General features: G+C 58.7%; 16 protein-coding genes. All 16 read right to left on the bottom strand.

Features of this window, described 5'->3' with window-relative positions; genetic code table 11:
- Positions 1-60: 60 nt before the first annotated feature.
- A complete protein-coding gene (locus VOY09_RS01170; RefSeq protein ID WP_322892715.1) occupies positions 61-666 on the bottom strand; it encodes an NADH-quinone oxidoreductase subunit J in 606 nt (201 codons plus the stop codon).
- Complete coding sequence (locus VOY09_RS01165) at positions 663-1,061, bottom strand: carboxymuconolactone decarboxylase family protein (protein WP_322892716.1); 399 nt, start codon at positions 1,059-1,061, stop codon at positions 663-665. Before VOY09_RS01165 ends, VOY09_RS01170 begins: the two co-directional genes overlap by 4 nt.
- On the bottom strand, positions 1,058-1,558 hold the full coding sequence (gene nuoI / locus VOY09_RS01160; protein WP_322892717.1) for an NADH-quinone oxidoreductase subunit NuoI: 501 nt from the start codon (positions 1,556-1,558) through the stop codon (positions 1,058-1,060). Before nuoI ends, VOY09_RS01165 begins: the two co-directional genes overlap by 4 nt.
- Positions 1,559-1,561: 3 nt before the next feature.
- Complete coding sequence (nuoH, locus tag VOY09_RS01155) at positions 1,562-2,602, bottom strand: NADH-quinone oxidoreductase subunit NuoH (RefSeq protein ID WP_322892718.1); 1,041 nt, start codon at positions 2,600-2,602, stop codon at positions 1,562-1,564.
- Between the two features lie 11 nt (positions 2,603-2,613).
- Complete coding sequence (gene nuoG / locus VOY09_RS01150) at positions 2,614-4,632, bottom strand: NADH-quinone oxidoreductase subunit NuoG (RefSeq protein WP_322892719.1); 2,019 nt, start codon at positions 4,630-4,632, stop codon at positions 2,614-2,616.
- Between the two features lie 134 nt (positions 4,633-4,766).
- A complete protein-coding gene (locus tag VOY09_RS01145; RefSeq protein WP_322892720.1) occupies positions 4,767-5,174 on the bottom strand; it encodes a DUF5333 domain-containing protein in 408 nt (135 codons plus the stop codon).
- A 125-nt stretch (positions 5,175-5,299) separates the two neighbouring features.
- A complete protein-coding gene (locus tag VOY09_RS01140) occupies positions 5,300-5,707 on the bottom strand; it encodes a hypothetical protein (protein WP_322892721.1) in 408 nt (135 codons plus the stop codon).
- On the bottom strand, positions 5,704-6,990 hold the full coding sequence (nuoF, locus tag VOY09_RS01135) for an NADH-quinone oxidoreductase subunit NuoF (protein WP_322892722.1): 1,287 nt from the start codon (positions 6,988-6,990) through the stop codon (positions 5,704-5,706). Before nuoF ends, VOY09_RS01140 begins: the two co-directional genes overlap by 4 nt.
- Entirely contained in the window at positions 6,990-7,220 is a 231-nt protein-coding gene (locus tag VOY09_RS01130; protein WP_322892723.1) for a DUF5337 domain-containing protein, read from the bottom strand. Before VOY09_RS01130 ends, nuoF begins: the two co-directional genes overlap by 1 nt.
- A gap of 8 nt (positions 7,221-7,228) precedes the next feature.
- Complete coding sequence (locus tag VOY09_RS01125; protein ID WP_322892724.1) at positions 7,229-7,867, bottom strand: NADH:ubiquinone oxidoreductase; 639 nt, start codon at positions 7,865-7,867, stop codon at positions 7,229-7,231.
- A gap of 176 nt (positions 7,868-8,043) precedes the next feature.
- Positions 8,044-9,153, bottom strand: coding sequence for an NADH-quinone oxidoreductase subunit E (locus VOY09_RS01120; RefSeq protein WP_322892725.1), 1,110 nt, complete (start codon positions 9,151-9,153; stop codon positions 8,044-8,046).
- A gap of 117 nt (positions 9,154-9,270) precedes the next feature.
- A complete protein-coding gene (locus tag VOY09_RS01115) occupies positions 9,271-9,609 on the bottom strand; it encodes a hypothetical protein (protein WP_322892726.1) in 339 nt (112 codons plus the stop codon).
- A gap of 47 nt (positions 9,610-9,656) precedes the next feature.
- The gene (locus VOY09_RS01110; RefSeq protein ID WP_322892727.1) at positions 9,657-9,854 is read right to left on the bottom strand and encodes a hypothetical protein; all 198 of its coding nucleotides are present in this window, start codon (positions 9,852-9,854) and stop codon (positions 9,657-9,659) included.
- A complete protein-coding gene (locus VOY09_RS01105) occupies positions 9,851-11,089 on the bottom strand; it encodes an NADH-quinone oxidoreductase subunit D (RefSeq protein WP_322892728.1) in 1,239 nt (412 codons plus the stop codon). The genes VOY09_RS01110 and VOY09_RS01105 overlap by 4 nt, the downstream gene beginning before the upstream one ends.
- Complete coding sequence (locus VOY09_RS01100; RefSeq protein ID WP_322892729.1) at positions 11,086-11,985, bottom strand: sulfotransferase; 900 nt, start codon at positions 11,983-11,985, stop codon at positions 11,086-11,088. The genes VOY09_RS01105 and VOY09_RS01100 overlap by 4 nt, the downstream gene beginning before the upstream one ends.
- Positions 11,982-12,599 (bottom strand): NADH-quinone oxidoreductase subunit C, encoded by a 618-nt coding sequence (locus VOY09_RS01095; RefSeq protein ID WP_322892730.1) that lies wholly within the window; start codon positions 12,597-12,599, stop codon positions 11,982-11,984. The genes VOY09_RS01100 and VOY09_RS01095 overlap by 4 nt, the downstream gene beginning before the upstream one ends.
- Between the last annotated feature and the right edge of the window lie 6 nt (positions 12,600-12,605).

Here is a 12,605-nt window from a genome sequence, read left to right as displayed (position 1 = left end):
AGCGCAGGCTTCGATATTCTTTGTTGTCACCACCCCGGACAGACCCGGAACGGCAAATTTTCACAGGCCCTGACCGGGCTTTACATCGCGCAATTCCATCGCCTTGGCCGGATCACGGTACATCTGGTTCAGGATATTCTGGCGCTTGATATCCACGCGGTGGCGCAGCGTCAGCACGATCGCCCCGATCATCGCCACCAGCAGGATCAGACCCGCCAGTTGGAACAGCAGGATATAATCGTCAAACAGGATCAGCCCCAGTGCGCGGGTATTGTCGATATCCCCCGCAGGTGCGGCAATCCGCATTTCGACACCGTCTGAGAAACCCCAGACACCCAAGGCCATCGCCAATTGCATCAGGATCACCACGCCGATCAGCAGGGCGAGCGGCATATATTTCGTCATTTCCGCCTTCAACTGGGCGAAATCGACATCGAGCATCATCACGACGAACAGGAACAGAACCGCGACCGCGCCGACATAGACGATGATCAGCAGCATCGCGACGAATTCTGCGCCCAAAGTCACGAACAGACCCGCAGAAGACAGAAAGGCCAGGATCAGCCACAGCACCGAATGCACCGGATTGCGGCTGATCACGGTGAACAGCCCACCCGTAACCGTGGTGATGGCGAAAAGATAGAAGGTGAAGGCAAAGACACTCATGCGTTGTCGTCCTTTTCCAAGACCTCATTGGCCAGTTCCATCGCCTTGGTCATTGCGGGCACACCCGCGAACATGCCCATCTGCGCGATGGTTTCGGCGATTTCCTGTTTGGTTGCCCCGGCCTCGACCAGATGGCGCAGGGTCAGGCGAATTTGCGACTCGGCCTGCGCGCCCAGCACGGTCAGACCGGCGAGCGTCAGCAACAGCCGGGTTTTCGCATCCAGCCCATCCGGGTTGATGCCTTTGCCAAAGAACATTTCCATCGCGTCCTTGGGCATTGTCGGCCAGAGCGCCTCGAACCCCTTGGGGGTAAAGGCATTCATGTCGAAATTCATCGACTTGGCCCAGTCCTGGCTCATCTTCATCATTTGTTCAAAGGGGTTCTGATCGCTCATCTGTAAGGTGCATCCAGTTCGAGGTTGCGGGCGATCTGTGCTTCCCAGCGGTCGCCGTTTTCGAGCAGTTTGGCCTTGTCGTAGTAAAGCTCTTCGCGGGTTTCGGTGCTGAATTCGAAATTCGGCCCTTCGACGATGGCATCCACGGGACAGGCTTCCTGACAAAACCCGCAATAGATGCATTTGGTCATGTCGATGTCATAGCGTGTCGTGCGGCGCGACCCGTCATCGCGCGGTTCGGCATCGATGGTGATGGCTTGCGCGGGGCAGACCGCCTCGCACAGCTTGCACGCGATACAGCGTTCTTCGCCATTGGCATAGCGGCGCAAAGCATGTTCACCCCGGAAACGCGGGCTCAGCGGCCCTTTTTCATGCGGATAGTTCAGCGTCGCCTTGGGGGCGAAGAAATATTTCATCCCCAGTTTGAAGCCGCCCCAGAAATCCTGCAGCAGGAAATATTTGGCAGCGCGGGTATAGTCCATATTGGTCTTGGTCATGCCTTAACCTCCGATTGTCCAGCGGGCCCAAAAGCCCCCCAGCACTTCGTATTTCGCCAGAAACGACACCAGAACGACCCAAGCGAGCGACAAGGGCAGGAAGACTTTCCAACCAATCCGCATCAGCTGGTCATAGCGGTAGCGCGGCGTGATGGCCTTGACCATGGCGAACATGAAGAACACCAACAGCATTTTCAGCACCATCCACAGCACGCCATCAGGCAGGCCGGGGATCGGTGACAGCCAACCGCCGAGGAACAGCAAGCTGACCAGCGCGCACATCAGCACGACCGCCATCAATTCGCCGATCATGAACAGCAGGAACGGGGTGGAAGAATATTCGACCTGATAGCCGGCAACCAGTTCTGATTCCGCCTCTGGCAGATCGAAGGGCGGACGGTTGGTTTCGGCCAAGGCGCTGATGAAGAAGAGAAACAGCATCGGGAAATGCGCGACGACATACCAGTTGAACAGCCCCGCATTACCGCGCTGCGCATTGACGATATCGCCCAGATTCATCGACCCGGTCGAGATGATCACACCGATGATGATCAGCCCGATGGAAACTTCATACGAAATCATCTGCGCGGCAGACCGCAGCGAGCCAAGGAAGGGATACTTGGAGTTTGACGCCCAACCGCCCATGATCACGCCGTAAACCTCCAGACTGGAGATCGCGAAAATATACAGGATCGCGACGTTGATATCGGCGACAACCCAGCCATCGTTGAATGGGATCACCGCCCATGTGATGACGGCCAGCACGAAGGCGATCATCGGGGCGAGGAAAAACACGAATTTATCTGCGCCCGCAGGGACCACGATTTCCTTGACGATATATTTCAGGAAATCTGCAAAGGATTGCAGCAGACCAAAAGGGCCGACCATGTTCGGGCCGCGCCGCATCTGGACAGCGGCCCAGACCTTGCGGTCAGCATACATCAGAAAGGCCAGTGCGACCAACAGCGGGATCAGTACCAGAAGACATTGCCCCAGAATGACCAGCACGATGCCCAGATTGGTGTTGAAAAAGAAATCAGCCATTCACGTCGTCCTTATTCCGCAGCCAAAGGCGGTGATTTGCGCGCTTTGGCAGTGGCGCTGAGTTCGGCCATCAGGCTGGACGCCCGTGCAATCGGGTTGGTCAGGTAGAAATCGCTGACAGCGCTGACGAAATTGGTCTTGCCGGGTTTGACGGCTGTCAGCGGCTGCCAGTCGTTTTCTGCGACCTCATCAATCTGTCCCAGATGCGGATGTGCCGCCACGATCGCCTGCCGCAATTGCGCCATGCTGTCATAAGGCAAGGTCGCATTCAGTTCAGCGGAAAGCGCGCGCAGGATCGCCCAGTTTTCCTTGGCCTCGCCCGGTGGGAAACTGGCGCGCAGGGCCAGTTGCGGCCGACCTTCGGTATTCACGAAGAGCCCGTTTTCTTCGGTATAGGCGGCACCCGGCAGAATAATATCGGCACGATGCGCGCCGCGATCACCATGGCTGCCCTGATAGATCACGAAAGCGCCCGGTTTGATGTCAATTTCATCGGCGCCCATGTTGTAGACGACTTCCGCACCGTCCAAAGCGGCCTCGAGCCCGCCTTCGGTCACAGCGCCCACATCCATCGCGCCGACGCGGCCAGCGGCGGTATGCAGGACGAGGAATTTTGATTTTGTCTTATCGGCCAGTGTCATGGCCTGGCTGAGAACAGCCTCACCATCGGCCTCGCACAAAGCACCCATGCCGATCACGACAAGGCTGTCCATCTCGGTCACATCGCCCATATCCTTGGCAGCGGTATCAACCAAGGCCTGACGGTCCGTGCCCACATGCACCACATCATAGGTCAGATCCGCATTTTCACCGATCAGCCCGACCGTCGCGCCGCGCGCCCAGGCCTTGCGGATGCGCGCGTTCAGCACCGGCGATTCCACCCGTGGATTGGTGCCGATCAACTGAATCATCTGTGCAATATCAATATCTTCAATCGCAGCCGTGCCGACATAGGCAGAGCGATTGCCAATTGGCAATTTTGCCCCATCGGTGCGACATTCGACGTTGCCGCCCTGCCCTTCGATCAATTGTTTCAGCGCAAAAGCCGCCTCGACCGGGGCCAGATCACCGACCAGCCCGGCAATTTTTTTGCCTTTCATGGCAGTCGCAGCAGCGGCCAAAGCCTCTGGCCACGTCGCTTTACGCAATTTGCCATTCTCACGGATGTAAGGCGTGTCCAACCGCTGACGGCGCAGACCGTCCCAGACGAAACGGGTCTTGTCGGAAATCCATTCCTCATTCACGCCGTCATGATTGCGCGGAAGAAAGCGCATGACTTCGCGGCCTTTGGTATCGACGCGGATGTTGGAACCAAGCGCATCCATCACGTCAATCGACTCGGTCTTGGACAATTCCCAAGGGCGCGCGGTAAAGGCATAGGGTTTCGACACCAGCGCCCCAACCGGGCAAAGGTCAATAATGTTGCCTTGCAAATTGCTGTCGAGCGTTTCACCCAAATAACTGGTTATTTCGGCATCTTCACCGCGGCCGGTCTGGCCCATCTGGGAAATGCCCGCGACCTCGGTCGTGAACCGCACACAGCGGGTGCAGGAAATGCAGCGCGTCATATGGGTTTCGACCAGCGGGCCGAGGTTCAGATCCTCGGTCGCGCGCTTGGGTTCGCGATAGCGGGAAAAATCGACGCCATAAGCCATCGCCTGATCCTGCAGATCGCATTCGCCACCCTGATCACAAATCGGGCAATCCAGCGGATGGTTGATCAGCAGGAATTCCATCACGCCCTCGCGGGCCTTTTTGACCATCGGGCTGTTGGTTTTCACCACCGGCGGCTGGCCTTCGGGACCGGGGCGCAGATCCTTGACCTGCATCGCGCAGCTTGCTGTAGGTTTCGGCGGGCCGCCGACCACCTCGACCAGACACATGCGGCAATTGCCCGCGATGGTCAGGCGTTCGTGATAACAGAATCGGGGGATTTCGATGCCAGCGACTTCACAGGCTTGTATCAGGGTCATGGCCCCGTCAACTTCTACCTCGGTTCCATCGATGATGACTTTGCGCAGATCAGACATGGCGTGCCTTCTTGTTCCCGTCGCGCCGCAATCCGTCGAAGGGTCGGCGCGTTGGTCGCGTTCTAGCGCGCAAGTGGCGATGATGCCAGTGGGATTGGCAAAAAACCCCGCAATTCGTCACAGATGCCGCGCGGTCAGCGCAAGAGCCAGCCAACGCGTGTATTTGCAGCGATTTGCGCATTGCCGATGGCGCAATAGCTGTCTGGCTGGCCCTCAACCGCGCCAAGTACAGCGAGTTGTTCGCGCGCCATATCTTCCAGACGGCGTTTTTCGTCCCTGTCATCGATATAGGCGTCGATTTCGGGGTCGCTGTAGCCCAGGTCGCGCGCCGTGGTGCGCAAGGATTGCAGATAGCCGATGCCGCGCAGGGTGCGCGCATCGATGCTGCTGCATTGTTCGGAAATCTCGAACGCCATGCCGACCTGAATGATCCCGTCGCGCACCGCAGGTTCGTTTTTCAATGATGATTGTGCCGAAAGATTGCCAGCGATGCTGACGGTCGCCAGCAGCACCACCAATAAGGCGATTGTTCTTTTTGTCATGTCCGTGCCTCTGCTTGGGTGCTCGGAACGGCACCCTTGCGCAACAGATTGCGCCAGACGACGGGTTATTCAATAACAAGGATCTGTGATCGGTCTTTTTACACCAAAGTGCAGCGCCAATCCGCCTAAACCGGCACCAACATCGCGCTGATTGCCGAAGCGGTGAGCATTTCGGCATCCGCCGCAGGGCACAGATCGCCATCAAGCGAGGCAAGCCCATGTCTGGCCATGAAACTGCGCTGGCGGACGTCGGTTTCCATCGTGATGGCAGCCCGCTGGGTCAAAGCGGCGCGCGAGCCGCGGTCATCGGCATTGCGCAGGCTGTTCAGCGCCGAATCCAGTTCCGCATCATAGCGATAGCGCGCACAATTGCGCGCGATGTCAGATGCAATCGCCAGTGTCGCGAAATATTCAGGCACCGGCAGGACAAGCACTTGTTGCACGGCAGGATCATCAAAGGACCGTTCCGGCCCGGACCCGGTGGCGCAGGCTGACAGCGCCACCGTGGCGATCAAAGCGGCGGCGCGGATCACTCTGCCGCGATGCCGGGGACGCGTTTGTGCTTGATCCGGTCCTCAATTTCGTCGCGAAAATTCTTGATCAGACCCTGGATCGGCCAGGCCGCCGCATCACCCAGCGCGCAAATCGTATGCCCTTCGACCTGTTTGGTCACGTCCAGCAGCATGTCGATTTCATCGACCGAGGCATTGCCCTGCACCAGACGCGCCATGACGCGCATCATCCAGCCGGTGCCTTCGCGGCAGGGCGTGCATTGGCCGCAGCTTTCATGTTTGTAAAATTTCGACAGCCGCCAGATCGCCTTGATCATATCGGTGGAATTATCCATCACGATCACAGCGGCGGTCCCCAGTGAGGACCCTTTTTCTTTGAGCGCATCAAAATCCATCACCGCGTCGCGCATGTTTTCACCGCGCACACATGGGACGGATGACCCGCCGGGGATCACGGCCTTGAGGTTGTTCCAGCCGCCACGGATGCCGCCGCAGTGTTTTTCGATCAGTTCTTCGAAGGAAATCGACATTTCCTCTTCAACGACACAAGGGTTGTTGACGTGGCCGGAAATCGCAAACAATTTCGTGCCCGCATTGTTCGGACGGCCCATGCCCGCGAACCAGCCACCGCCACGGCGCAGGATTGTCGGCACCACGGCGATGGATTCGACATTGTTCACTGTTGTCGGGCAGCCATAAAGACCAGCACCGGCGGGAAATGGCGGTTTCATCCGCGGCATGCCCTTTTTGCCTTCAAGGCTTTCCAGCAGCGCGGTTTCTTCGCCACAGATATAGGCACCGGCGCCATGGGTCAGGTAGATATCGAAATCCCAGCCGGATTTGCAGGCATTGGGGCCGACCAGACCGGCATCATAAGCCTCGTCAATCGCGGCCTGCAGCGCCTCACGCTCGCGGATATATTCGCCACGGATGTAGATATAGCAGGCATGGGCATTCATCGCGAAAGACGCGATCAGGCAGCCTTCGACCAAAGTATGCGGGTCGTGGCGCATGATTTCGCGGTCTTTGCAGGTGCCGGGTTCGGATTCGTCAGCATTGACCACCAGATAGGCCGGGCGACCATCGCTTTCTTTCGGCATGAAAGACCATTTCAGACCGGTCGGGAAACCAGCCCCACCGCGCCCGCGCAGGCCCGATGCTTTCATCTCATTGATGATCCAGTCCCGGCCTTTGCCGATGATATCCGCCGTGCCATCCCAATGGCCACGCGCTTGCGCGCCCTTCAATGTGCGGTCATGCATCCCGTAAAGGTTGGTGAAAATCCGGTTTTCGTCCTTGAGCATCAGGTCTCGCCCTTGTCGTTCCGGCGCGCGCGCCAGAGTTGAAATGTCTGCCACAGCGCAAAGCCGAAACCGGCCAGCGCTGCAAGGTCAAATAACGCCCGCGTCCGGTTGGACCAGCCGTATTCCCTGCCGATAATGGTGACCAGCACCCACAGAACACCGACAGCCGCGACCGTCAACGCGACGCGTTGTCCGGCCTTGGCCTCTGCGGTGTTGCCGTGCTGTGTCATAGCATCCGTTACGCTGTGCCGCCAGCGGACAGCGCCCTGGCCTGGCCGACCCAATCGTCGCGGGTGACGCGGCCTTTGAACCCTTCGAGATTGTCATCCATCCAGGCCTGTTCAGCGGGGGTCCAGGCTGCGATCTGGTCAAAATGGAAAATACCCAGACCGTGCAGCGTGGTTTCAAGCTTTGGCCCGACGCCTTTGAGCAGCTTGAGATTATCAGGGCCGGTATCGCGTGCGGCTGTCAGGAACACAGGTTGTTCCGGCGCGATGGCAATCCCCGGCTTTGGTGCGACCGCCACAGGATCGGGCGTGGCAACAGGGGCAGGAGGTGCTGCCTCTACCTGCGCGGGCGCGGGTGTTGCCGCCTCCACAGGTGTGGCTGCAGGTGTCGCGACAGCGACCGGGGTTGGCACAAGCGCCGCATCGGCGACAGTGTCAGCGGCGATCGGTTTGTTCACAGGGGCATCGTTGCGTGGCGGGGCCCAGCCGATGGCCAGTGCGACAGCGGCACCACCAGCGACGACCGCGCCGACGAAAACCGCGCTGACCAGCGGAAAGTCGAACATCACTAGGGCCACGCCCGTGCCAACGATAAAGACCAGACCCGCGATTGTCGCGACGCCCATCCAGATTGGTGCCGTATTGTTCATCGTCTCATTTCTCCCCTCAGGTGGCCTGTGCTGGCCTTGGCATTGTGCCGGTCCGCGGCGATATTGCCACCCGGACCATGGAACCTTTAGCAAAAATGCCCCAGCCGGGTAAATAATTTGTGCAAATCAGACCTGAAGTTCAGCAATGCGCGCCTGTGCCGCGCGCAAAACCCGCATCAGGATGATTTTTTCGCCAGTTCCGCCGCCTGCCCGGTCCAGTCATCGCGGGTGATCCGGCCACGCGCTTTGATCTCGGCATCCATTTCGGTGATATCAGTCTCGGTCCATGCCGCGATCTGGTGGTAATGCCAGATGCCCAGGGCGTTCAACTGCCCTTCCAGCTTCGGCCCGATCCCGGTGATCCGCTTGAGGTCATCACCTTTGCCGCCTTCGGGCGCGTCGAGCGTATTGGCCGCGCCGGTTTCTGCCGGTTCGGGATTGGATTTCGACACTGGCTTTGCGGTGGAGGCGGCTTGCGCTTCCTGTTTGGTGACGCCGCTCGCATCAGCCGGCGCATTTTCGGACGGTTTGGGTTCTTCCGCAGGCTCGGTCGCCCGTGGCGCATCCGGCTGCGAGGCTTTTTTGACCCAAGGGGTCAGCAAAGGCACCTCGGTCCCGTCGATCCGTTTCACGGTATCGCCGATATCCACGGCAGCCTGTGCGCTGGCGTTATACTTGGCAGTCCCGGTTGCGAAATCCTTGAGCGTGGTCAGACCCTTTTTCGGCTCTGCCGCGAAACGCCCGTTCTGCGGGCCGGGCACCGGCACCTTGCCTGCGGCGAGTTCGTCGATGATTTCGGCCAGACGGTCGGCGGTCAGATCCTCGTAATAATCCTTGCCGATCAGCGCCATCGGCGCATTGGCGCAGGAGCCGAGGCATTCGACCTCTTCCCAGGAAAATTTGCCATCGGCGGACAGGGTATGGGCCTTATCGGCGATCTTGTCCTTGCAGATTGCGATCAGATCCTCTGCGCCGCAGATCATACAGGACAGCGTGCCGCAGACCTGCACATGGGCGATCGACCCGACGGGCTGCAACTGAAACATGAAATAGAATGACGCCACTTCCAGCGCGCGGATATAGGCCATATCCAGCATCTGCGCGACATATTCGATGGCCGGGCGTGTCAGCCAGCCTTCCTGTTCCTGCGCACGCCAGAGCAATGGGATAATCGCCGAGGCTTGCCGTCCTTCGGGGAATTTCTTGATCTGCCCTTCGGCCCAGGCCAGATTGGCATCGGTAAAGGCGAAAGTTGCGGGCTGGTCGTGGTATAGGCGGCGAAGCATCTTATCATCCCGGTCATCTGGACAGCGCTGGATCAGCGCGACTTTTTGGCGGGCGCGTCCCGCCAGAATTCTGCCCACCCACTATCACAAAGGTGCAGGTGGGCAAGACGTTTCACATCACACACAGGCCCCGGAGGTGATCCGGAACGACCGGCCATCAGGCCCGATTTCGCCGCGCCCTTCGGTGCGCAGCTCGGTCATGATGCGCGCGAGGTCCTGTTGCGACAGTGTCGCACTAGCCAGCACGGCAGAGGTATTGGTCGGCGTCAATTCACAGCCATTGGCGGTGACCGCCGCGATAAACCGGTCCTTGGACGATCCCGGATTGACCGATGGGGCCGGCGTCGGCGGCGCGATGACCACAGGGGCGCTTGGCGCGCTGGGGGCCGGCATCCCGATGGGATAGGCGCAGGCGGAAAGAGCGACAAGCGCGACGATGGGAAGAATGCGGATCATGGTTTTCACTTTCAAATAAGGGTTTGCGACCAAAGCAGGCCGCAGGATTATTCCGCGACGGCGGCAGGGCTTTGGTCCGCGAACTGGGTCAGACCATAGCTTAACACAGCGACGGACAAAGCAATGCCCGCCACGCCACCAAAAACAACACCGGCGACAGTGCGCCGAAACATCCGGGACACCACAGCCGACAGGAAGAACCCAGAGGCGATAACCGCACCCAGAACGATCTGTTCCATGGTCATCTGTCGATTTCCCCGAACACGACATCCATCGTCCCGATAATCGCCGCCACATCGGCCAATTGGTGACCCGATGCGATGTAATCCATCGCCTGCAGGTGCAGATAGCCCGGCGCGCGCAGTTTCGCGCGATAGGGCTTATTGGTGCCGTCAGCGACCAGATAGACGCCGAATTCGCCTTTTGGTGCCTCGACCGCGGCGTAAACCCCACCAGCAGGGACATGGAACCCTTCGGTGTAGAGTTTGAAATGGTGGATCAGCGCCTCCATCGAGGTTTTCATCTCACCCCGTGTCGGCGGGGTCATCTTGCCACGCGCCATCACATCGCCTTTTTCCACCCGCAGCTTGGCACAGGCCTGCCGGATGATATGGGTGGATTGGCGCATTTCCTCCATCCGGCACAGGAAGCGATCATAGCAATCGCCGTTTTTGCCGACAGGGATCTGGAAATCGAATTCATCATAGCATTCGTAAGGCTGCGACCGGCGCAGATCCCAGGCCAGACCAGAGCCGCGCACCATAATGCCGCTGAAACCCCAGTCCTGAATATCCTGTTCAGAAACAACACCGATATCGCAATTGCGCTGTTTGAAAATCCGGTTTTCGGTCAGCAGGCCGTCGATATCATCCAGCACCTTGGGGAAATGGACCGCCCAGGCATCGATATCCTCGATCAGTTGATCCGGCAGGTCCTGATGCACACCACCGGGGCGGAAATAGGCGGCGTGCAGCCGCGCACCGCAGGCGCGTTCGTAAAAGATCATCAGCTTTTCGCGTTCTTCAAACCCCCAGAGCGGCGGGGTCAGCGCACCCACGTCCATCGCCTGTGTGGTCACGTTCAGCAGATGCGACAGGATGCGGCCAATCTCGGAATACAGCACCCGGATCAGGCTGGCGCGGCGGGGAACAATCGTACCGGTCAGACGCTCAATCGCCAGACACCAGGCATGTTCCTGATTCATCGGGGCGACATAATCCAGCCGGTCGAAATAAGGTAGGTTCTGCAGATAGGTCCGGCTTTCCATCAGTTTTTCGGTGCCACGGTGCAGCAGGCCGATATGCGGATCGCAGCGTTCGACGATTTCGCCGTCCAGTTCCAGAACCAGCCGCAAAACACCATGCGCCGCAGGGTGTTGCGGGCCGAAGTTGATGTTGAAATTGCGGATTTTCTGTTCGCCTGTTACAGCGTCAGTGGACCCGTCGTCATAGGTATTCACCCGGATATCACCGTCCATCATGCTGTCATCCTTACACAATTGTCCTGCCAGTTCTGTGGCAAGGGCCCGACATTGCGGGCCACCCAGTCGTATTGTTCATAAAGTAGCTTTTGCGCCCGTGGGCGCAATTTATCAAGCATCACCACCGGCGGGCCTTCATGCACCGCCTCTTGCGGCAGGTCTTGGACCGGTGCGATCCCGAGAAAGCCGCAAAGCTGGGCAGCACCTGCCGGGGTCATCAAGGTTTCAGTAAAGGCAACCATCAGCCTGTCAGCAGGCACGATACGGCGCAATTTGCGGATTACGCCGGCATAATCGCCACGCTCCAGAATATGCGTCTCCTGCCCTTTGTTCAAAATCCTGAAGAGGATATTGTTGGCCTTCTTCTCATAAATCTCGTGGCTTTGCCGCTGGCGACGCGCCTGCATGCGGATATGCGACCACAGCCGGTCGAGCGGATCACGCAGCAGATAAACGACCTTTGCATGGGGCGCAGCACTGACCATCCGTTCCAGCATCGCATCCGGCAAGGTCGCGTAATTCGGCGTCATATCCGCATAAAGCCGGGCATCCCCCCGCCCTTTGGTCAACCAGCCCAGATAGGCGCTGTCATCGGCGCGATCCGCCTCGATCACCGCCAGCAGCGCTTTCATGTCTGCGATCCGGCGGTCAAGGTTGCGCACTTGCCAGTCGCGATCCGCATCCTGCGCCGTGGCCTTTTGTTCGCGCATCTCGCGCAGGCGCAGGCGAAAGGCCGCGATCTGCTTTTCGCAATCACCCGCATCAAACGTATCCCAATAATGCGCTTCTTTCACCGCAGGCAGGGCACAATCGGGGTGATCATGCAGCAGCCGGTACAACCATGTGGTTCCGGCCTTGGTCGCGCCAACGCAGAAAAGCACATTCGGGTCTGTCACTTCGGCTTGGCCTCGGGTTTGGTTTTCTCATCGCCGGGCAGCAGGTAATTGGCACCTTCCCAAGGCGACATGAAATCGAACTGCCGGTATTCCTGCACCAGACTGACGGGTTCGTAGACGACGCGCTTTTGCACCTCGTCATAACGCACCTCGGTATAGCCGGTGGTCGGGAAATCCTTGCGCAACGGATGGCCGCGAAAGCCGTAATCGGTCAGGATCCGGCGCAGATCGGGGTGACCCGAAAACAGGATGCCGAACATATCAAAGACTTCGCGTTCAAACCAATTGGCCGACGGATGCACGCTGATGATGGATGGCATCATATCCTGTTCACGGATCTGCGCCCGCACGCGGATGCGCTGGTTTTGATACATGCTCAGGAAATGATAGACGACATCGAACCGTTTGGCGCGGCTGGGATAATCCACGGCGGTAATATCCACCAAGGATGAAAACCGGCAAACAGAATCGGTTTTCAGAAATTCCACGAAACTGACCAGCGACGATGGCGCGACAGTCACCGTCAGCTCATCATAGGCGATGTCCCATGATTGCACGCAATCGGTGCGCTTCATTTCCAGATGCAGGCCAAGTTCTTGCAAGGCTTCGGTCATGTTCTG

The organism is Yoonia sp. 67-2 (assembly GCF_035117555.1).
Taxonomy (GTDB): Bacteria; Pseudomonadota; Alphaproteobacteria; order Rhodobacterales; family Rhodobacteraceae; genus Yoonia.
The sequence above is the reverse complement of the archived record's forward strand: the minus strand, read 5'-3'. Positions and strand labels throughout refer to the sequence as shown.